This window comes from Adhaeribacter arboris, from assembly GCF_003023845.1.
GTDB lineage: Bacteria > Bacteroidota > Bacteroidia > Cytophagales > Hymenobacteraceae > Adhaeribacter > Adhaeribacter arboris.
On sequence record NZ_PYFT01000001.1, the window covers coordinates 4,880,026 to 4,902,013 of the forward strand.

21 protein-coding genes are annotated in these 21,988 nt (G+C 39.7%); 14 read left to right on the forward strand and 7 right to left on the reverse strand.

Annotation, left to right across the window (positions count from 1 at the left end; translation table 11 throughout):
- The first annotated feature begins 150 nt into the window (after positions 1-150).
- Positions 151-1,452, forward strand: a complete 1,302-nt coding sequence (locus tag AHMF7605_RS19830) for a Gfo/Idh/MocA family protein (protein ID WP_106931772.1) — start codon at positions 151-153, stop codon at positions 1,450-1,452.
- Positions 1,453-1,520: 68 nt separating this feature from the next.
- Here AHMF7605_RS19830 and AHMF7605_RS19835 read toward each other — a convergent pair whose 3' ends face one another.
- Positions 1,521-2,045, reverse strand: coding sequence for a GNAT family N-acetyltransferase (locus AHMF7605_RS19835; RefSeq protein ID WP_106931773.1), 525 nt, complete (start codon positions 2,043-2,045; stop codon positions 1,521-1,523).
- Between the two features lie 274 nt (positions 2,046-2,319).
- Complete coding sequence (locus AHMF7605_RS19840) at positions 2,320-3,870, reverse strand: T9SS type A sorting domain-containing protein (RefSeq protein WP_106931774.1); 1,551 nt, start codon at positions 3,868-3,870, stop codon at positions 2,320-2,322.
- Between the two features lie 554 nt (positions 3,871-4,424).
- On the opposite strand from AHMF7605_RS19840, the gene AHMF7605_RS19845 reads away from it, so the two are divergent.
- Together AHMF7605_RS19845 and AHMF7605_RS19850 are read left to right on the forward strand one after the other, a co-directional pair.
- Positions 4,425-7,028 (forward strand): DUF3857 domain-containing protein, encoded by a 2,604-nt coding sequence (locus AHMF7605_RS19845; RefSeq protein WP_106931775.1) that lies wholly within the window; start codon positions 4,425-4,427, stop codon positions 7,026-7,028.
- Positions 7,029-7,206: 178 nt separating this feature from the next.
- Entirely contained in the window at positions 7,207-7,851 is a 645-nt protein-coding gene (locus tag AHMF7605_RS19850) for an energy transducer TonB (protein WP_158267568.1), read from the forward strand.
- A gap of 2 nt (positions 7,852-7,853) precedes the next feature.
- Here AHMF7605_RS19850 and AHMF7605_RS19855 read toward each other — a convergent pair whose 3' ends face one another.
- The 3 genes from AHMF7605_RS19855 to recF form a co-directional block, all read right to left on the reverse strand.
- Entirely contained in the window at positions 7,854-8,420 is a 567-nt protein-coding gene (locus AHMF7605_RS19855; RefSeq protein WP_106933542.1) for an acyl-CoA thioesterase, read from the reverse strand.
- Positions 8,421-8,558: 138 nt separating this feature from the next.
- Entirely contained in the window at positions 8,559-8,882 is a 324-nt protein-coding gene (locus tag AHMF7605_RS19860) for a DUF721 domain-containing protein (RefSeq protein ID WP_106931777.1), read from the reverse strand.
- A gap of 161 nt (positions 8,883-9,043) precedes the next feature.
- Positions 9,044-10,150 (reverse strand): DNA replication/repair protein RecF, encoded by a 1,107-nt coding sequence (recF, locus tag AHMF7605_RS19865; protein ID WP_106931778.1) that lies wholly within the window; start codon positions 10,148-10,150, stop codon positions 9,044-9,046.
- Between the two features lie 63 nt (positions 10,151-10,213).
- On the opposite strand from recF, the gene pdhA reads away from it, so the two are divergent.
- The 3 genes from pdhA (at position 10,214) to ribH (ending at position 12,839) form a co-directional block, all read left to right on the forward strand.
- A complete protein-coding gene (pdhA, locus tag AHMF7605_RS19870) occupies positions 10,214-11,245 on the forward strand; it encodes a pyruvate dehydrogenase (acetyl-transferring) E1 component subunit alpha (RefSeq protein WP_106931779.1) in 1,032 nt (343 codons plus the stop codon).
- Positions 11,246-11,463: 218 nt separating this feature from the next.
- The gene (locus tag AHMF7605_RS19875; RefSeq protein ID WP_106931780.1) at positions 11,464-12,174 is read left to right on the forward strand and encodes a tetratricopeptide repeat protein; all 711 of its coding nucleotides are present in this window, start codon (positions 11,464-11,466) and stop codon (positions 12,172-12,174) included.
- Positions 12,175-12,356: 182 nt separating this feature from the next.
- The gene (gene ribH, locus AHMF7605_RS19880) at positions 12,357-12,839 is read left to right on the forward strand and encodes a 6,7-dimethyl-8-ribityllumazine synthase (protein WP_106931781.1); all 483 of its coding nucleotides are present in this window, start codon (positions 12,357-12,359) and stop codon (positions 12,837-12,839) included.
- 71 nt (positions 12,840-12,910) lie between these two features.
- Here the strand turns inward: ribH and AHMF7605_RS19885 are convergent, their stop codons facing one another.
- On the reverse strand, positions 12,911-13,150 hold the full coding sequence (locus AHMF7605_RS19885; protein ID WP_199200272.1) for a hypothetical protein: 240 nt from the start codon (positions 13,148-13,150) through the stop codon (positions 12,911-12,913).
- A gap of 199 nt (positions 13,151-13,349) precedes the next feature.
- Positions 13,350-14,276: a hypothetical protein gene (locus AHMF7605_RS19890; protein ID WP_106931782.1), complete on the reverse strand. Its 927-nt coding sequence runs from the start codon at positions 14,274-14,276 to the stop codon at positions 13,350-13,352.
- Between the two features lie 382 nt (positions 14,277-14,658).
- Here AHMF7605_RS19890 and AHMF7605_RS19895 point away from each other — a divergent pair, with 382 nt between their 5' ends.
- The 8 genes from AHMF7605_RS19895 (at position 14,659) to AHMF7605_RS19925 (ending at position 21,793) form a co-directional block, all read left to right on the forward strand.
- A complete protein-coding gene (locus tag AHMF7605_RS19895) occupies positions 14,659-15,042 on the forward strand; it encodes a TraR/DksA family transcriptional regulator (protein ID WP_106931783.1) in 384 nt (127 codons plus the stop codon).
- Positions 15,043-15,049: 7 nt separating this feature from the next.
- Positions 15,050-15,613 carry an SMC-Scp complex subunit ScpB gene (scpB, locus tag AHMF7605_RS19900; protein ID WP_106931784.1) on the forward strand — a complete coding sequence of 188 codons (564 nt, stop codon included), beginning with the start codon at positions 15,050-15,052 and terminating at the stop codon, positions 15,611-15,613.
- 116 nt (positions 15,614-15,729) lie between these two features.
- Positions 15,730-17,511 (forward strand): pseudouridine synthase, encoded by a 1,782-nt coding sequence (locus AHMF7605_RS19905; RefSeq protein ID WP_106931785.1) that lies wholly within the window; start codon positions 15,730-15,732, stop codon positions 17,509-17,511.
- Between the two features lie 102 nt (positions 17,512-17,613).
- Positions 17,614-18,327, forward strand: coding sequence for a type III pantothenate kinase (locus AHMF7605_RS19910; protein ID WP_106931786.1), 714 nt, complete (start codon positions 17,614-17,616; stop codon positions 18,325-18,327).
- Positions 18,320-19,621: a PorV/PorQ family protein gene (locus AHMF7605_RS19915; protein ID WP_106931787.1), complete on the forward strand. Its 1,302-nt coding sequence runs from the start codon at positions 18,320-18,322 to the stop codon at positions 19,619-19,621. The genes AHMF7605_RS19910 and AHMF7605_RS19915 overlap by 8 nt, the downstream gene beginning before the upstream one ends.
- A gap of 38 nt (positions 19,622-19,659) precedes the next feature.
- On the forward strand, positions 19,660-20,202 hold the full coding sequence (lptC, locus tag AHMF7605_RS19920; RefSeq protein WP_106931788.1) for an LPS export ABC transporter periplasmic protein LptC: 543 nt from the start codon (positions 19,660-19,662) through the stop codon (positions 20,200-20,202).
- A complete protein-coding gene (locus AHMF7605_RS29850) occupies positions 20,199-20,375 on the forward strand; it encodes a hypothetical protein (protein WP_158267569.1) in 177 nt (58 codons plus the stop codon). The genes lptC and AHMF7605_RS29850 overlap by 4 nt, the downstream gene beginning before the upstream one ends.
- A gap of 95 nt (positions 20,376-20,470) precedes the next feature.
- Entirely contained in the window at positions 20,471-21,793 is a 1,323-nt protein-coding gene (locus tag AHMF7605_RS19925) for a hemolysin family protein (RefSeq protein WP_106933544.1), read from the forward strand.
- Positions 21,794-21,988: the final 195 nt, after the last annotated feature.

The following is a 21,988-nucleotide window of genomic DNA, read 5'->3' on the forward strand; positions in this document are numbered from 1 at the left end:
ATATCCCGGAGAATTTACTTTGATTTTTAATTTGCTAGCAATAGATTTGAAGAAGCCTGTTTGGTTGATTTAAATACGTATTCTGCTTGGCTTTACTTGGAGCAAAAAGCATTATCTGCAAATAAAAATTAAGGTTTAAATTCAGGAAATATGAATCGTCGTCATTTTATTAAATCGTCGGCTGCGGCTAGTCTGGCCTTTTCGGCTTATACGTTACCGTCTATTTCAGTAGCCGGTAAAACCCGGCCTTATCGTACGGCTCTTATTGGCGCAGGCTGGTGGGGTACCAACATTTTACGCGAAGCCATTGCGGCCGGCGAAAGTAAAATAGTAGCTATGTGCGATGTAGACCAAAGCCAGCTAGCTAAATCGTACGCCGAGCTGGAAAAATTAACCAGCGATAAACCTAAAAAATACGGCGATTTCCGAGAACTGCTCAGCAAAGAAAAGCCCGAAATTGTAATTGTGGCTACTCCCGACCATTGGCACCCGCTTATTACTATTGCAGCGGTACAGCAAGGCGCCCACGTATACGTCGAAAAGCCCATTAGTCATACTATTTACGAAGGCCGCGCGATGGTAAAAGCGGCCCGGGATGCCGATCGGGTAGTGCAGGTGGGTACGCACCGCCGGGTATCGCCGCACAATGTATCGGGTATGGAATTTTTAAAATCGGGTAAAGCCGGTAAAATTGGAATGGTGCGGGCTTTTGTGCATTATGGCGGCGGACCGGGCGAGGTAAAACCCGATAGTGAAGCTCCGAAAGGCTTAGACTGGAATATGTGGTGCGGACCAGCTCCCTTGCGGCCCTATAATGCCGCTATTCACCCACGGGGTTTTCGCTCGTTTCTGGATTATGCCAATGGTCAGTTGGGCGATTGGGGCATTCACTGGTTGGATCAAATTTTATGGTGGACCGAAGAAAAATATCCGAAAAAAGTATTTTCGACGGGTGGTCGCGCCATCCGGCAAGATAATACCGATGCGCCCGATCATCAGGTAGCTACTTACGAGTTTGAAGACTTTACCGTTAGTTGGGAGCACCGCTTGTTTGCGGGCAATAACGCCGAAAAAGGCGAAAATGTAGGTTGTTATTTCTATGGCACCGAAGGGACTTTTCATATGGGCTGGCAAAAAGGCTGGACATTTTACCCCACGGATTCTAAAAAGCAAATCATTCACCAGGATCCGCAATTAAATCAACCCGACGACCAAAACATTAAACAATTGTGGGCCGATTTTCTGGCATCTATTAAAGCGAAAAAGCGTTCGGTTTGCGACATTGAAATTGGGCACCGCTCTACTAATATGGCTTTATTGGGTATGTTGTCTTTAAAGTTAGGCCGCAGCGTAATCTGGGATGGTGAAAAAGAAATCATTGTAAACGATCCGGAAGCCAATAAACTACTCAGCCGGGAGTACCGCGGCGAATGGAAATATCCAACGGTATAGCTCTTGGTTATAAAAAACAATAGTTATCAGAAAGAAGGGAGCGTTTTAAGTAAACGCTCCCTTCTTAATTAAAGGCGGTTTAGTTCCCAATAAATCATATCACTGGATTCGCCGGTTTTCGTAAAATTATTTTTGAGCAATACGCGGTGCGACTTACTATTTTCCGGTGGGGTAGTGGCTATTACTGTTTTTAATTTTGGGTGAGCAAAGCCCCAACGTAACAAACATTGCAAGGCTTCCGTCGCATAGCCCTGGCCTTCGTGCAATTGGCTAATGCCATAACCTACCATAGTTTTACCATCAGTATCGGGTAAACCGGTGAAGCCAATACCGCCAATAGAAACATTGCGTTCGGTTAGCACTATGTCCCAATTGGTATACCAGCTATAATCCTGCGGGTGCAAGGCGGTTTGGGGTAGCCAGAAGTTTTCCAGAGCATCAGTTATTTCGGCCGCAATAGTAGTATCATATTCTTGTTCGCTGGGGTTTAGGCTTAGAGCTTTGTCTAGTTCCGAACGGCTTTGCGCTAGTAATTGCAGTTGATTATGGGATAATGGAATTAATTTTAATCTGTTAGAAGTAATGTTAAACATGGTTATACCTTTTTAATTGTTTAATAAACAGAAAAGAAATATCTGTTCGGATGCAGTTAATGGGTCATCCGAGGGAAATCAGTTGGTAGCTGATTTATTAAACAATTCCAGGCCAGGTATAGCCCGAAGAAGCAAGAGAAAGTAACAGAGGCTGTTTGTTAAGTTGGAGCAAAGATAAAGTGTTTTTGTGAATTTAAAACAGTTTATAAATTTTAATTAACTAATTGTTAGAGTTTTATCTTTTTATTTAAAGCCAAATTTTTATGATGATTCCTTACTCCCGTACTATTTTTAATACGGTACAGTGGTTATTTAAATAGCATTTTAACAAATACATGCCGGAAGGTAGAGTAGGTAAATCGTTTAAATAAATGGTGGTTGGCTGGAATAATCCATTCATTGATTTCTCGTACAATGGATGACCATCCAACGAAAAAAGTTGAATTTGAGCAATTCCGTTTCCAGATTCCGGTGGAGCAATTTGCAATTCAAGTTTATTTCTAAAAGGGTTTGGCGTTGATATAATTTGCCAGCCAGCAGAAGATATTTGAGTTACTTTTTCGGCAATAATAGCCGAGTATTTTTGCGTACCATTTAAATCGACCTGCCGCAAACGGTAGTAATTGGTACCAATAAAAGGAGTTTTATGTAAATACTGATACTCTTGCAACGTAGAAGTAGTTCCACTCGCTGGTAACTGAGCTATAGGAGTAAATTTTACTCCGTCTGTACTAGTTTCTACTTCAAAGTAAGAGCTATTATGTTCTGAGCTAGTTTCCCAGGTTAAAAGTACCTGCCCGTTTATATTATTACTTTTGAAAAAGGTAAGCTCAACCGGTAGTGGATATTTAAACGCATTAACATTGTACGCTACAAAGGCTACATCGCTATTACCAGATAATGTAATTTGAAAAGTTTTAACAGTAGCCACAGAGGCCGAAGTAATACCAAAATCGCTAAAATCTGCTGCCCACACCCGAATATCTCTTTGAGTATTGGTAAAACCGCTGGTTAAAGTAAGGGGGTTTGTACTCGCCTCGTAAAAATCAGCTACCCATTTACCTGTAATTGGAATTGCAGCAAAAGGAATGGTTATTTGATTGCCAACCTGGACATTACTATTATTTAGAAACCTGTATTTATCAGCTGAGCCGGCAGGATCGGCTATTTGCGTAACTAAAATATCTGGTATGCCATCTCCAACAGCACCAGGCAAAATATTATCCATGTTAAAGTTAAGATTTGGGCCAACTGGTACATTGGCAATACCAGTTCCAAGGTTTAACCCATTAATGCCATCAGAAAGATAAAGCGGAAGATCCCGAACGGGAGGAGGATTACTTGGTCCCACGGCTACTCCATCATATAAGGCACCTACACCTACTTTTGTATTCGTAGTAATTGTTCCAGATAAAGTAATTCCGGTTAAGGCTTGGTAGTGACCTGGAATGAAAGTTACTCCTTTAGTGGTTAGTAAACCATCATTTACGGCAGTAGAATACCGTGCGTTTCTATAGGTGAAAGCTATTAGATTATGGCTGTTATTTGGTTTAGTTGGATTAACATTATTTGCTGCAATAGTAGCATCTAAACTGGTGTTAGAACTTTGCCAGAAACCATCAAAATCGGTAACAATTTCAGTTACTGATTGGGGTGAAGTTGTTTGAGCATAAGCTACTGGTAAAAAGCAGATTATTAAAGGAAAAATTAGCCCAAAATAAGATATACCCCAAAATAAGATATTTACGGTCTTCTTTAAAGGTGGTATATAAAGGCAAATACTATAAAATTTACTTAACAACAATAAGCGAGCATTTACTAACATGTGTTAGCCAGTATGATTGAATAAACCAAAAATAATGGAAAAATATAATAACTACTTCAATTAAGAGAAGGGATTTAATAATTACAGAATTGGATCAATTATATATGGATCATTTAAGTAAAAGATTTAACTAATTTAATAATGCAGATAAGCTGTTTGACTTATTTTTATCAATAGAATTGTATATTACATTCTTGTTGTTAGAAATGCTTGAAGATTCTTAGACAGTTTCTTAATATAATATCAGGAATATAGAACCCTTATTGATTTTGTAAATTAAGAAGATGGGTTTATCTGATTAGCCTAAGTAAGGTAGCAAATCTATCTTTGATAAAGCCAAACTTAGATTTTTAGTGGAAAAACCTTTATTTTCTTGACTCTATAAGCCTGGTTAATAACTTCTTAAAATTCACATTTCTTAGGATACAGTGTAGGCCTGAATTACTTCTGGATAGCTGCAAACTATCAACAAGCCTTGTTTTTTAGGCCAAAAAGAGCTATTTCTATTTAAAGTTTATTTTTATACTGTTAATCAAAATACTTAGGCTTATTGCATGTTTTTACGCGTATCCCGTCCGTATGTAATTGCGGCATTTATTCTGATTTCTCTTTTTTGCCAAGCTGCTCAGAGTACGGCTGCTAAACTCCCTCGTGGGCCAATTCCGAGTTGGGTAGTTCCTTTACCCGTAAATCTTACCACTAAGGTAAAAGCGAAAGATGTTTCCGGTGGTTACCATGTGCTGCTAAAAGATTCCCAATCAGATTTGCCCAGTCAAACGCAGTTCTATCACAATGGCTACTTGGTATTTACCGACGAAGGGCTACAATCTGTATCAGAAATACAAGTTACTTACGATCCTAAGTACGAGCAAATTGTGTTTCATGCAATACGTATTTGGCGCAACGGAAAACCTATTGATAAGTTGGCTACGGTAAAGTTTAAGCAAAGCCAGGTAGAGAAAGAGCTTGACAAACATATTTATAACGAGCAACTTTCGGCTATTGCCCTGCTGGATGATGTCCGGATAAACGATATCGTGGAATTTGCTTATTCTATTAAAGGTTGGAATCCAGTATTTGAGAATAAATTTTTTAACAATTTTAATCTCCGCTATTCTGACCCGGTAGATGAAATATATGTCCGGGTAAATACAACTCCTAACCGTAAAATTAATTATAAGCTTTTTAACACAAAGGAACAACCAGCACAAAGCATAACTAGTAACCAGCAATCGTATACCTGGCATTTAAAGAACGTACCGGGTTTTCCCGTCGATTCAGATATCCCGTCGTGGTACGATCCCTATCCTTGGGTAAGTTTGTCGGAGTTTACCAACTGGCAGGAATTTGGACAATGGGCTGCAGCTCTTTACGAAGTAAAAGGTTTAAGCAAAGAATTGCAGCAGGAAATTGATTCTATCAAAAATATTTCCGGTGATGCCGGTGAACGAATTTCGGCTACGGTTCGCTTCGTGCAGGATAAAATCCGGTACTTAGGCTTAGAGAATGGAATAAGCGGTTACAAGCCCCATGCTCCGGCTCAAACCTTCAAACAACGCTTCGGCGATTGTAAAGATAAATCGTTTTTATTAAGCCAAATGCTCCAGGCCATGAACATTAACGCTTATCCGGCATTGGTTAATACTTACTATCAGCACCAAATCCCGAAATGGTTACCTTCGGCGTATGCGTTTAATCACTGTATTGTAGTGGTGGAATTACCTGGTAAGAAAATCTGGATTGATCCTACCATTAGCCTGCAACGTGGGCGCTACGATAGCCTGGCTACACCTAGTTACAAAACGGCAATGGTGTTAAAAAATGGTGGCGGAGCCTTTGTAAGAATGGAAACACCCCAGGCATCTAAAATGAAGGTGGCAGAAAACTTTATATTCAACGATATTGGTGGGGCAGTTACCTTGGAAGTAAAAACCTATTATTATGGAGCAGAAGCCGATGGGATGCGCCAGCGTTTGGCTACGAGTAATCTGAAAGAAACAGAAAAAAGCTACTTAAACTTTTATGCCAGCACTTACCCCAATATATCGGTAGCGCGCGACCTAGATTTTATTGATGATCCGGAGAAGAATATTATTACTACACTTGAAGAATATACCATTCAGGATCTTTGGTCGCCTGCCCAAAAGAATAAAGATAGCGTATTAACGGCTTATTTTTATCCGCAGGTACTCCGCGACCGGTTGGGTAAACCCAGTACCGTAATCCGGAAAATGCCTATTAGCTTGTCTTATCCTTCGGAGTTTGAAGAAACGATTACCTTATTGTTGCCAGAGTCCTGGCCGATTGATGAGGATACAAAAGTTATTCAGGATAAATCGTTTCGTTTTAAGAGCGACGTTAGCTACCAGCAAGCCAGTAATTCTATTATCCTGAAGTATACTTACAAAAATTTACGTGATTACGTACCCGGTACTGAAGCCAGCACTTACCTTAAAAAGCAAAAAGAAGTACTCGACCAGTTAGGTTTCGAGATTTATAATCCGCTAAATACAACAAAAACAACTCCCGAAAGACCAGTGGATATTCTGATGATTGTTCTGGCGATTATATTTTTATCAGCTTGGGCCTATGGCACTTGGCGAGCATACCACTACGATCCCATTATTCCAGAAACCTTTTCTTATAAGCAGGATATAGGCGGTTGGCTGGTGTTGGTGCTACTTGGATTATACCTTACCCCCCTGTCCATAGTTATTCGATTAATTACGAACAACTTTTTTGAAGCTTCCATCTGGCAATTACTAACTAATAAATCCTATGAAGGATTTAATCCAGTGCAGGCTTTATTAATTCTTTTTGAATTTGCCGGTAATATTGGTTTTCTGGTGTTTGCGGTGTTACTAATTATCTTGTTTCACGAACGGCGTACCAGTGTGCCTCGTTTACTTATAGCTTTTTACGGATGCAATTTCTTGTTTATATTTTTTGATAATGCTCTGGCCGTAATGCTTAAAGTAGGTGAATCCGATTTTAAGTTAATTTTTCGGACCTTAATAGCAGCAGCCATTTGGATACCGTATTTCATAAAGTCCAAACGAGTAAAACGTACCTTTACCACAACGTTGTACCAGCCAGAAGAAGTGAATCTTTTTGAAAAGGAAGGACAAGAAGCCTTTAAAACCTTAGTAAACGTTTAGCTATTTCCTAGTTATGTTTCCGGTATTTATTCGTGTAATTGTTAGTTTATGGATGTGTGTTTGGCTCAATTCAATGGTTCAAGCTCAAGTTTTAACCGATACACTTTACCTAGACGAAAATTTTGTTAGAACATCGGACAAATCAACTGCTACCTACTTGCGATATACTGCATTTAACATGGCTATTGAAGAAGAGTTAGTTAAAACCTTTTATATTACGGGCGAAAAGTACTCGGAATATCCTGTTCAAAAGAATTCGACAACTATAAGTTATAACCGGGAATGGTATAAGAACGGGCAGTTGAAATATGAAGAGCAGATCCAAAATAACTTTTCAACTGGAGAGAGAAGACGGTGGTATGATAATGGACAACTTTATTATCTTTATACAGATCTTGGTAGCCAGGCCGAGGCGACTACTTTTTATCGGGACGGTGCTCGCAAAAGGATAGAGACTTTCGAATCAAATAAACCAATTCAGGGGCGTTGTTTCACAAAATCCGGCCAAGATACTACTTTTTTTCCGCACGAAGAAAACCCGGTTTTCCCTGGTGGTTTAGAAAATATGTATAAATATCTAAGTAAAAACATAAAGTATTCGAAAACAGCTTACAAGCAAAAAGCGCAAGGCAATGTTATTCTACAATTCGTGGTTACTAAAAATGGTCAAATTGAGAACATTAAAGTGGTTAAATCCTTGCATCCAGATTTAGATAAAGAGTCTATCCGGGTTACAGCTAGTATGCCCGCCTGGGAACCTGGTAAGCAAGAAGGAGTACCAGTTAACGTGCGCTATACTTTGCCGATCAGGTTCAAATTATAATCTTACAATTCAAAACCAATCTGGCACCGTTCGCCCTCTAACTTATATAATTCTTGTTCAATAGTCAGGTTCGATTTAGCATTGTTAAACTGGTCGGCGTATTGCGCTTTCATTTCCTTGCGTTTGATTGCTTCGAGGTAACGACGCACTTGGTTACGGGTTTCTAAAATCAAACCAGGAACTTGGGTGGGTTTATCATCGTCGCCTTTGGCTACCATAGTAAAATAGGAAGTATTAGTATGTTTTACTATGCCGGTTTTTACATTTTCGGCAATAACTTTAATGCCTACCAATAAAGAGGTGCGCCCAACGTAATTAATAGAAGCCATCAAAGAAACCAGTTCGCCAACCTCTACGGGTTGTAGAAAATTTACACCATCCACGGTTACGGTAACGCAGTAATTACCCGCGTGCTTGGCCGCGCAAGTATAGGCTACCTTGTCCATTAAGGATAATAAGATTCCCCCGTGAATTTTGCCACCAAAATTGGCATAACTCGGAATCATGAGTTCAGTTAAAGTAGTCCGCGAATACGCAACGGTCCGGAAATCGGGGAGAGGAGCAGGCATTTTAAATAAGTTGCAGGTTATAAGTTGCAAGTTTAAAGTTTTCCGCAATACGTAGTACATTAAACTGACAGCATAAAATAATATGATGAAATTTTAAGTCTTCTAACTTGCAACTTGTAACCTGCAACTTGCAATTAATTACAAGAACACTACTTCCTTCACTACACCTTCGCCTACTTCCAGGTTAATTAATTCGATAACGCGGGTTTTCGACATAACTAACTGGTGTTTCAGCGGGGCAGATGTAAGTAATACAAATAGTTTATCTTCTTTAAAATAAAGTTCTTTTGTTTTAAGGGCAATGGCTTTCCCTACAATTTTTTCCCAACTAGCCACCACCTGAACCTGATTTACTTTGCCTTGAATACGATAAGCTTTCAACAATGCCTGAATGCTATCTTTCACCGGCTGTATGTCTGATTGGCGAATATTTAATTGTTTGTCTCGGTTTATAAAGGCCACGGTAGTTGGGTTAAAAGTTTTAAAATTAAGATGTTAGAAAGTTGCTGAGAGTAAACCTTTACGATACTATGGAAGGTAGCAGCTAAATCTTAACTAAATATACGCGCTGGCAGGCCCGATAACTGAAACAAACGTAGGTTTATTTATCCCGGAGTTATCCACTAATTTATCAACTGCACGTTGCCACTTATCACCTGAAAGTTCTGGATATGTGCAGAAATAAGGCCCACCAACTTCTGAGTGCGTTCTAAATGCGAGTCCGTAATAAATAATTGCCCAAAAGTATTGTTTGCTACTAATTCCAACAATTTCGTAATTCTTTTTTCGTCGAGCCGGTCAAAAATATCGTCTAACAACAGCAATGGTTTTTGGTTTTTTCGCTGCGCCACAATCTCGAACTGCGATAATTTTAAAGCAATTACGTACGATTTTTGCTGTCCTTGCGAGCCATAATTTTTTACCGGCCAGTTGTCCATCAGAAAAACAAAGTCATCTTTATGCGGGCCTACGGTAGTACGTTGCAGTAATAAATCTTTCCGTTGCGCCTGCTGCAGTAATTGAATAAAATTATAGCTCAATAGCTGACTTTTATAAGCGAGAGTAACCGTTTCGCTGCTGCCGGAAAGGTGTTGATAATGTTTTTGGAAAATAGGCACAAAGTTTTCTAAAAAAGATTGCCGAACAGTAGTAATGTATTCACCCGCCGGTACGAGTTGTTCATCCAGAATCTGTAAATATTCTTTATCAAAATAATTACGGTCGGCAAATTGCTTAATTAACGAATTACGTTGCTTTAAAATGTAATTATAAGAGATGAGCTCGTTTAGATAAACCGGATCGAGTTGCGAAATAAGGCTGTCGAAGTATCTGCGTCGTTCTTCGCTGCCTTCCCGGATTAAATCGGTGTCGTAAGGCGAAATCAATACTGCCGGATACTTGCCAATGTGTTCGCTTATTTTTTCGTAGGCTAACTTATTGTGCGTAATTATTTTCTTCTGACCCGTCCGAAAAGTGCATTGAATCGTATCAGTATGCGTAAAGGTTGAAAAGCGGCCTTTTACCATAAAATACTCTTCGCCTTGTTTAATATTTTGCAGGTCGGTGGCGGTAAAAGCACTTTTCCCCATCGATAAGTAATAAATAGCATCGAGTACATTCGTTTTACCGCTGCCGTTATCACCGATAAAACAATTAATATGCGGCGAAAAAGAAAGGTCCGCCTCTTCGTAATTTTTAAAAAACAGTAAATGGAGATTTTCGAGGACCATTCATTTCTTTGTTGAATTTTTTACTTAATTTCGCACTCTAAACAGTTTAGCTCGTTACAAGTTATGGCAGTTACGAAACAAATGCCCAAAACAAAGGTAAAACCTGCAGCAAATTTCTCAAAAGAAACCTATGTGCGTTGGTACGAAATGATGCAGTTAATGCGCAAGTTCGAAGAGAAAGCAGGTCAGTTATACGGACAACAGAAAATTAAAGGTTTTTGCCACCTATATATTGGGCAGGAAGCCTGCGTAGCCGGTGCCGTTACCGCGCTTACCAAAGATGATAAATGGATTACTGCTTACCGCGACCATGCGCACCCTTTAGCCTTAGGTACTTCCCCCAACGCCGTAATGGCCGAATTATTTGCCAAAGCTACCGGTTGCTCAAAAGGCAAAGGTGGTTCCATGCACATCTTCGATAAATCAGTGAATTTTGTGGGTGGCCACGGTATTGTGGGCGGCCAGATTCCCTTAGGCGCTGGTTTAGCCTTTGCGGAGAAGTATAATAACACAGGCAATTTGTGCATGACCTACATGGGCGATGGCGCTGTACGCCAAGGTTCTTTCCACGAAACCTTCAACATGGCCATGACCTGGAAATTGCCCGTAATTTTTGTAGTAGAAAATAACGGTTATGCGATGGGTACTTCTGTATCCCGGACTTCGAATGTTACGGAACTGGCTACTTTAGCCCTGGCTTACGAGATGCCTGCCGAAACGGTAAATGCTATGCGTTGCGAAGATGTACACGAAGCAGTTGCTCGTGCTGCTGAAAGAGCTCGCGCTGGAGAAGGTCCAACTTTCCTGGAGTTCAAAACTTACCGCTACAAAGGTCACTCTATGTCGGACCCGGCCAAATATCGTACGAAAGAAGAACTGGAAGAGTACCGTAGCCAAGATCCGATTGAACTGGTTCGCCATACCATCTTAGAGAATAAGTATGCTACTGAGCAGGAATTAGAAGAAATAGATAACAGAATCAAAGCAGAAGTTGCCGAAAGCGTAGAGTTTGCCGAAAAATCGCCTTATCCTACGGCAGACGAATTATATAAAGACGTGTACGCTCAAAGCGATTATCCTTACATTCAAGACTAAGAGTACTAATAGCTAGCTAAATGTTGTCGGAATAACAAAATTTTTGCTTTTGATTGAATGCAAATGTTTTTTTTTCTGTTTAATTCCTGACAACCAATTATTAATTAAATAATTAAACTTTAATCTTCCTAATTGTTGTTCACAAAGCTTAGCAACAGATAAAAAAGCTACTATCCGTTTCTGGCAACAAGCAAGTAACAATTAACAACCAAACAAGAATGGCACAAAATATCACCAAGAAAGACCACACTTTAGATGTTCTGGAAAACCCGGACGTACTGGCGGATCGTCTAACTCATGGCTCAGAAGACTTTTTAACTAAATACAAGAATGTATTATTGGGCCTTTTGGGGGTCGTGGCAGCTGCCGTTATTGGAGGGTTCTTGTTTTATAATTACCGTAGCTCGCAAGAGAAAGAAGCTCAGGCGGATATGTTTCAGGCGGTATATTATTTTGAGGCCGATTCTCTGAACAAAGCCTTAAAAGGGGATGGTCAATATCGGGGTTTAACGGCTATTGCTAATGAATATGGTGGTACGAAAGCGGGTAACCTGGCTAAATTTTATACCGGTATTATTTACTTAAAACAAGGTAAATTTAAGGATGCCATTAATTACCTGGAAGATTATAAATCTAATGATTTAATTTTACAAGGTAAGGCTTATAGCCTGCTGGGCGACGCTAATTTGGAATTAGGTAACAAGAAAGAGGCAATTGATTATTATTTGAAAGCCGTTGATTATAATTCCAATGAGTTCTTTACCCCGCAGTATTTAATGAAAGCCGCCACTGCTTACGAAGCGGATAGCAATTACGCTAAAGCTACCGAAATGTACGATAAAATTATTAATAGCTATCCTAACGCTGCTGAAGTAGCAGATGCTAAAAAATACAAAGCCCGGGCAGAACTTTTAGCTGCCAGCAAATAATTTAATTCAATTTATTTTATTAAAAGCACAACCATCGAAATAAAAGTTTCGGTGGTTGTGCTTTTTGTTTTATACCACCTGAAGATTAATTTACTTTGCTGCGGGTAGTTAAATAATGAGCTAAAGGAAAATAGTTTATTTATCCGATTACTAAACTTGCAACTTATAACCTATAACCAATTATGGCCAGTGCCCTTAAAAACCTAAGCGATTATAATTCCGATAATTTAGTTGACATTACAGAGAAAAAATTTGGTTTGTTGGTAGCAGAGTGGAATAAAGCTATTACGGATACTCTGTGTAAGGGAGCTTACGAAACTTTAATAAAGCACGGCGCAAAGCCGGAAAATATTATCCGGAATACGGTACCAGGCAGCTTTGAATTAAGTTTAGGGGCACAATTGCTGGCACAAAACAGCGATATAGATGCCGTTATTTGTCTAGGTGTGGTAATTAAAGGCGAAACCAAGCACGACGATTACATTTGCCATGCTGTAGCCCAAGGTATTACCCAAGTAAGTTTAAAGTATAATAAGCCCGTAATTTTTGGCTTGGTTACTACCAATAATGAGCAACAGGCTTGGGATAGAGCCGGAGGCAAACACGGTAATAAAGGAGTGGAAGCTGCTGCTACTGCCATTCATATGCTTGGTATTAGTGCTTAAAAAATAAAGGCTATATCTTAAAATACAAGTTTCAATAGCTTATACTTTTTGATTTGATATAGCCTTTATTTTTATTTAGAAGCCGCTGCTTTAGGCTTATAAATAGCCCCGGTAGCAAAATCAACTGCTAAGCTTGGCCAGAAGATCAAAAGATCAGCAATGAAAGCACCTATGCGTAATTCACGCTGTGGTTCGCCTGCTGCAGGCCTGGTTTTCTGATACTCTGTAACCTTACCGCCAAAAAGCGTCGCGCAGGAAGAAAGCATGCCGCAGGCTACCAGAATGAATAAAGCTTGTCTCAATTTTTTCATAAAAATAAGTGTATGTTATCTAAATTGTTACGTACAAATTTATCTTAAAATTATACATACGCAAGTTTAGGTATATTATATTTCAAATGTTTTGAAAAACCTTTAGTAAGATACAGTAAAGGATAAAAGAAAAAAACCGCTATTGAGTAAAAGACCACAGGAATGTGATTGCTGATATACTGAAATCAACCGTTAGTATTTAGTAGCGTTTGCGTTGCGGCACCGTTTTATTACGACTTATATTTACTTGTAAGCCAAGAGAAGGTATAAAGGTCATCCCGGAGAATTTATGTGATTGGCCGCCTATAACTTTATACGTTCCATAATTTTGATAATATATAGTAAGAGCTGGCAACAGGTAAACATATCGGAATCCAATCTTGCCGTTTATAAAAGCCCCATACGAAGCAAAATTATTGCGTTCTTGTACTGCTTCTACTTTAGCTATTCTATCGCTATATTTTGTAAATAAATTTCCGGGATTAAAACCGTACTTTATAAAAGTATGATTATAAACAACTCCCCACGAAATATTGCCGATCTCCTCTTCGGGCCCAAATGATTTGCTGAATATCAACGGAATTACTAAATCTCTGCGCTTCGCATAGAAGTCCAGCACGGGCTCCAATTTATTTAAGAATGCACGACCCGGTAGATTTGCTTTTTGCCCAGTGTATTGCAAACCAATACTACCATACAAGGTACCCTCACCAGGGTTTTCGGGTGTTCCAATCGGGCCTAAAAATTGGTACATAGCATCAAAAACGTGGGCTCCGGAAGCAAATTTATACCCAACATCTACGCGCGGTGCAAGTCCATAGCGGACATAAAAATCAAAGGTAGGCCCGACCGGATCTAAAGCATATGCTGTTAAACCTTTGGCAAAAGTATCTACTTGCTCATCATAATAAACAGAATCTTTTTTGGTAATAGCATCTACGGCGGACTTGGTTATATCATCTAACTGACTAATGGGCTCGGTGGCAATGTTGCCCCCAAAGTTTATCCCGGCTTTAAACTGACCCGTAGCAGTTACTTTGCCTGAGTTAATGATAGCTCGCGGAGCAGTGCAGCCGGTAATTAGTAGAAAAGAAAGCAGAAAAATAAATAGGAAACTACGTTGCATAATATAAGAAAATATAAATGTTAACCTGATTCAGGCAAAATTATCAAAGAGTATAATGGATAACTAAAATTAATCTAAAACCAGGCCAAGCTTGTGTAAAAAATACCTGCTTCCTAATAAAAAGGATAGCAAGGCGGTGAACAATAAAAAGCAAAATTAGAAGTTAAATTTAGGTAAATGCTGTTAAATTAGATATTTACTCGTACTTTTGCGGCGCAATTAATAACGCCTGATAGAAGGTAACTTAGGTTCTTTCTATAACGGAAAGAAATTAAACTAATCTGCTTTGCTTTCTGTTACATCAAAAATAAAAGTCAGAAGATTTGATTTAACTGATTTAGATTGTCATTTTAATAAGAATTAATTCATTATTTTAAAGTATATGTCAGAAGAACCACTTCGCTATTCCAGAGAAGAATTAAACGAGTTTGAGCAAATTATCCGGGAAAAACTAACTAATGCTAAAAGAGAGGTTGCCTTTATAAAAGAAACCTTGAGCAGACGCAACGATAGTGGTACTGATAATACCGCTTCTTCGGCCAAAGTGCTTGAGGATGGTGCGGATACTGCTGAAAAAGAGAGCTTAAACCAATTAGCTTCTCGGCAATTAAAATTTATACAGCAGTTAGAAAATGCATTAATCCGGATTAAGAATGGCAGTTATGGAGTTTGTATTGCTTCCGGAAAGTTAATCCCGAAAGAGCGTTTGCGCGCCGTACCCCATACCCAGCATTCAATTGAAGCTAAGTTACAACGCAGAGATTAATTAGTTTTTGGAATTTTTACAAAATTATATCCAGGCAATTATCTTTTGTGCTTCGGCGCCGGTGGCAATTGAGGAACTGCAAAAGTGCCTTTCAGAAACGTTGCAACAAGAAATATCCATTAGCGATGTTTTAGAAAGTATAGAAGCAATGAACCAGCGTTTTGCTGAAGCTTCTTTTGCTTTTCAGATTTATGCTATTGGCGGCGGCTATCAATTTTTGACTAAACCGGATTACCAAGAGGTAATTGGGGCATTTTTAAAACAAAAGTCAAAGCGGAAGCTTTCTATGTCTGCCCTGGAAACTTTGGCTATAATAGCGTATAAACAACCTATTTCTAAGTCGGGGATTGAACAAATTCGCGGGGTAAGCTGCGATTATGCCATTCAGAAGCTTTTGGAAAAAGAATTAATTCAGATTAAAGGCAAAGCAGATACTATAGGGCGGCCAATTATTTATGGTACCACCCAAAAGTTCATGGAATATTTTGGTATTAACCATTTGAAAGATCTCCCCCAACTTAAGGATTTCGTATCCGAAGAAAATATTATTGGCGGCATTTCTGAAAATTAAACTTCTTATTATTCGTACAAGCAATAATGGCCGGTTAAGTTTCCTTATAACTTAACCGGCTTTCTCCTTATTTAAATAAAGTAATTACAGTAGCGATACTGCAAAAGGATATAACCATGGCAACTGAATCTAATTCAACCGGATCTGGTAAATTTAACTCTCGTAATAAGTTTACAAAACGCCCGTCCAGCGACTCCGATAATAATTCTTGGTCGAAAAATAAACCAGCTAAATTTAAAGACGAAGGCAAAAAAATATTTAACCGTTCGAGTCGCTTCGATCGGGACAGACCTTATGCTGGTGGAAACCGCGCAAATAACCAAAACCAAGAATCTGGTAATTCCCGGGGAGGCCGGGATAATCAGGAAAAGTCTGATTTTCGCCCAAGCCGGGATAACAAAAGGTTTGGAGGCTTTCCATCCAATAATAAATTTAAAAAACCAAGACCTTTTACGAGCAAAAATTCTTTCTCGAAAGAAGGCGATATAGCATCTAACCGTTACTCCCGTTCTAACGAAAGTGGGGAGAGTAACCGGGAAGGCGATTACAGGCCCGCGCGGCCATATAATCCGAATCGTAATTTTAATACTGAAAATCGTTATCAGAAATCTCCGTTTGGTGATGTACCCAAAGGTAAGCCCGGCGAACGTAATCGTTCTTTTAGACCCGAAAAAGAAGCTTACCGTCAAAAGTTGCAATCGGAGGGTAATAGCCAGGATGATCGGTTTGGTAACGGCCATAGGCCTTATAACCGGAATAGGGAAGAAGATGGCTCTGCTCAGACGCCATTTAAACGGTTTAACCAGGGAACGGCTAACAGCGAGCGCAAACCATTCGATCGTGATCGGAATGCCGATCGGAAACCGTATGGCAGAAGCAGGGAAGAAACCGGCGACCGTAAATCCTTTGGTCGTAATCGTGACGAAGAGGCGGGCGAACGTAAGTCTTTTAACCGAAGCCGGGATAATGATAACCAGGAACGCGCACCTTTTCAACGTTCGCGTGAAGAAAATCAGTCTGGCAGGAAAGAATTTGTAAAAAAATCATTTAACAGAAGAGATTCGGAAAGCGGAGGACAAAGACCTGCCCGGCGGAACAGCGAGGAACGATCAAACGAAGCACCTGATTATGATTTGCGTCGTTTTAGCCATCGCGAATCGAATAAAAGTGGGGAGGAGAGTCGGACGGATAACGGTATTCGCCTGAACCGATATATTGCTAATGCCGGTGTTTGCTCTCGTCGGGAGGCCGATACGTTAATTTCATCTGGCGAGATTAAAGTGAATGGCGAAGTAGTTACGGAAATGGGCTACATGGTAAAACCGGAAGATACCGTACAATACGGTAAAAAAAGGCTCAACCGCGAGAAAATGGTTTATGTATTATTAAATAAGCCAAAAGATTTTATCACCACCACCGATGATCCGGAAGGCCGCAAAACAGTAATGAACTTGGTTGCAAATGCCTCTAAAGAACGAATTTTTCCGGTTGGCCGCTTGGACCGCAATACTACTGGCTTGTTATTATTTACTAACGATGGAGAATTAGCTCAAAAATTAACGCATCCGTCGCACGAAAATTCAAAAATTTATCAGGTAGAATTAGATAAGCCTCTAACCAGAGAAGATTTTGAAAAGGTGGAGGCTGGTTTAGAGTTGGAGGATGGCAAAGCTGTTGTAGATGAACTGGCTTTAATTGGCGATACTGGTAAATTCGTAGGAATAAAAATTCATATTGGAAAGAACCGGATTGTACGTCGGATTTTTGAACACTTGGGTTATGAAGTAGTTTCCTTGGATCGCGTACAATATGCGGGGCTCACTAAAAAGGATTTACCACGGGGCAAATGGCGCTTTTTAAACGAGAAAGAAGTTATCCGCTTAAAATATTTCATGTAGAGCAGGCAACCAGTTAGCCCAAAGTTCTATCTATATAAATAAGAGGAATTAAACCGGTTAGTTGGGATAACACAAAGCGTAAATGCAGCAAGGTAGTTTCACGTGATTCAGATAGCAGTTGATATTGGAAATACCCGGATCAAATATGGTGTTTTCGATGAAAAGGGCTTGGTAAAAGCCGATCAGGTGCAGAGTTTGCAGGAATTAACAGATGTAGTAGTGCATGGCCAGGTGCAGCACGCTATAATTTCATCGGTGCGCTACTTAGAACAAGTGCTTTTTTCTGTTCCGGGTAAGATTGTATGGTTATCGCCGACTGTACCAGTACCCATAACAAATAATTATGGTACTCCAGAAACCTTAGGTATGGACCGGCTAGCAGCGGTAATAGGAGCCAACTTTCTTTACCCAAATCAGGATTGCTTAATAATAGATGCGGGTACCTGCATTACTTTTGATTTTATTGATCGCCACGCAAGCTATTACGGAGGTAGTATTTCGCCGGGATTAGACATGAAGTTTAAAGCCTTACATACTTTTACCGGTAAGTTGCCGTTAGTGGAGCAGGCTGAAAAATTTAAGGTTCCTCTTGTAGGACGTAATACCATAGAATGCTTAAAGAGCGGAGTATTAAATGGTTCCTTGGCAGAAGTAACGGGGATAATAACAGATTATAAACAACAATCGCCCGATTTAATTATAATAGTATGCGGTGGGGATGCACCGTTTTTTGAAAAGAACATAAAAGCCCCCATCTTTGTCGTACCCGATTTAGTTTTAATTGGGCTTAACCGAATTTTGAATTACAATGTATAAAGTTTACCGGTTTTTAAGTGGGTTTGCTTTTTTGGCGAGTGTAGCAACCGCCCAAGCACAAAATCTGGGCAATTCTCCTTATTCGGCTACTGGCGTTGGAGATATTAACGAAAGCACTGGTTCGGTGCGTAGTTTTGGTATGGGCAATGTAGGCGTAGGTACTCCGGCCAGCGCGTATATTAATAGCTCTAACCCGGCTTTGTTGTATTATAATAACCGGGTTACGTTTGAAATGGGAATTGGCGGACAAGCCAAGCAATTATCGGATGAGGTCGGAAAACAACGTGATGCGGATGGATCGCTAAATTATTTAGGTTTGGCCTTGCCTTTATCAAAACGTTGGAGTACTGCGATTGGCCTGCGACCTTTCTCTACGGTAAACTACGAATATGTTTCGGAAGGTGCGGTGAATGGCGATCCTTCTACTAAAATTGTAAATAGCTATACGGGTAACGGTAATTTATCTGAGGTGTTTTTTGGTCATGGAATACGAGTGGCAAAACGACTTAATATAGGCGTTTCGGCCTCTTATTTATTTGGTGCCGTGGAGCGGGAATCTACTGCTCAACTCGTAAACGAATCAGATGTTAGCCTAAGTGCGGAGCGGTTGGTTATTAGCGAACGCTCCAACTACAATGGGCTATTGTTTAAAGGGGCCTTAGCTTATCGGCAACCACTTAGCAAAAAATGGAGCCTGAATGTAGGTACGGTATATACTTTAGGTAATGATCTAACCACTAAAAGAAGAACGGTACAGGAACGTCGTCTGGCGAGCGATTTGGTATTAAGTCGTAATTACCTGGGAGATAGTATCACCACAACTACTCACCTGCCCCAGGGAATTCAGTTTGGTTTGAGCGTAGATAATGGACAATCATTAGTGGTGGGAGCAGATTTTAGTGCGCAGAAATGGTCCGATTATAAAAGTGGCTTAAGTACAGAGAAACTGGCGGATAGTTACCGGGTAGCGGTTGGAGCAGAATATATCCCGAACCCAGCTTCTATTAATTCTTATTTTCAGCGGATAGGTTATCGGGCTGGCTTTGGTATAGGTAAAACGCCGCTCGAGCTTAACGGCAAACAAGTAAACGATGTATCGCTGCATTGGGGCTTTACTTTGCCCATTGGTGGGTCACCCCGGCCACCCGAGTATACCCAATCTTTGCTTAATCTAGGTTTTGCTATAGGTCGTCGCAGCAATGGCGAAAGCAGCACTTTACAGGAAAAATACTTTCGTATACAATTAGGCTTCTCGTTAAACAGCAACTGGTTTATTAAGCCAAAAATTGATTAATAAGCAATAACCTTAAGTTAATTAAGTCTTCTAGTTACATGAATCACTTAGAGAAACTGTTAGGCTTATTATTTGCCCTGAATTTACTGGCTGCGTGTAATGCTGGAATAGAAAATCCGGTGCCAAAAATAAAATATACGGGGCCAACCATGCAGTCAGGAAATATTACAACTTTATACAGCGATTCCGCCCGGCTTAAAATAAAGCTAAACGCTAAAATGCAATGGCAATTTGAAAATGGCGATGCCGAATATCCGGAGGGCATAAATCTTACCTTCTACGACAGAAATCAGCAAGTGAGCAGTACCTTACGGGCTAACTATGCTAAATACGATAAACAGCACGATTCTTATTTTGCACGAGGTAATGTAGTGGTAAATAGCATTGAGAAGGGCGAAACCATGAAAACGGAAGAGTTACATTGGAATAAAGTTAAACGCCAGATTTATACCGATAAGTTTGTTACCGTACAGACTAAAACCGATATTATTCAGGGCAACGGATTGGTTTCAGACGATGGGTTTATCCATTGGAAAATATTAAATCCAACCGGTAGTATTATCGTAGAACAACCACAATGAGGCTTTCCGGAACTATTTATTTTTCTATTGCGGTAGTAGCTATGATTATCGGAATACACCGCACCATCGTGGAAAATAATCTGGCTGGCAACTACTGGATTTTTATGATTGCTTTGATTTGCTTGTTTTTGTACCGTTATCAGAAGAAATCAGATCAATCCGGTAAAGAATAACTTAAGAAAGCTACCTTTATTTTAACTACTTCATTCGTAACCTAATCTATTCTGCTTTTCATCCGTACTTGGTAATTATTGATTTGCAAAACTGCATGGAGCCATTAACAGCCGTTTTACTTATTCTTCTTTTGCTGTTGTTATGGGGTTTGTTTTCAGGCATTGAAATAGCCTATATTACGGCCAGCCGTTTGCAATTAGAATTACAAGAAAAGCGGAATTCTGTTTCTGGACGCATTATTGCTCATTTTCTCAAAAGACCATCCAAGCTTACGGCTACTTTACTCATTGGTCAAACTTTAACTTTAATTCTTTTTGGAATCACGCTGGCGTTTACGCTGCATCAGTCTTTGGAACCATACTGGCCAGTATTCCCATTTGCAAAAGTTTCACTAGTTCTGGCAGAAATTATAGTGGCGGCGCTAGTGGCTTTACTGATGGCAGAGTTTTTACCTCGTAGCTTGTTTCTGATAAATGCGAATCAAATGCTGAAGGTATTTGCCTTACCTATGCTAGTATTGTATTACGCCTTATACCCCATTGTTTTTGTCATTATTAGCATCACTCGTTTTATAGTAGTAAAAATATTAAGCTTAGAGTTTTCGGATCAGCAACCAGTTTTTGGCTTAACTGATGTCGAACATTATATAAAAAGACGGCTGTATCAGCCCGAAGAACAAAGTATTACTCCGGAAGTAGATACTAAAATTTTTCATAATGCCTTAGAATTCCGGACGACAAAAGTAAAAGAATGTATGGTGCATCGTACTCAGATTGAGGCAGTTGGTATTACCGATAGTATTGCCGATTTAAGACGGGCATTTGTGGAAACCGGGCATTCTAAAATTTTAATTTATAATCAATCCATCGATAATATTATTGGTTATTGTCATCAATTAGCCCTTTTTAAAAAACCAGCAGATATTGCTTCTATTTTAACGCCTATCACCATTGTGCCCGAAAGTATGTTGGCCAGCGAGTTATTCGTAAAGTTTGTGGCCGACCACCGCAGTATGGCTTTAGTAGTAGATGAGTTTGGAGGAACCTCCGGCATTGTAACGGTGGAAGATTTAATTGAAGAAATTTTTGGCGAGATAAACGACGAATACGACCTGGAAACCGAAGCATTACTGGAGCAATACTTGCCCGACGAAAATAGTTATCTTTTCAGTGCGCGACACGAAATTGACTATTTGAACGAGAAGTATGCTTTAAACCTCCCGGAAGGAGATTACGAAACTTTAGGCGGCTTTATTTTATCTGTACACGAAGATATTCCAGAGGCTAACGAAGTAATTTCCGTGGTGCCTTATGTAATTACTGTTCTATCTATGGCAGATAATAGAATTAACACCGTAAAACTGACTCTTCCAACTTCTCCTGATCCAATATCGGATGCCGCCGAAACCACTGTGTAATTCCGGAATTGTTACTATAACAACAGCTTACATTTAATTTTTGCTAAAATCCTAGTCCAGAAATAGTTTTTACAGCGAATTAATTAGGCTTCATTGTTGTTACGGAAGCAGAAAATTATTCTTGTATGTTGCTCAGCTAAAATACCGGGCAACGGCAAGAGATTAAGAATTTGAAAAGGTTAATTTTGAATTTAA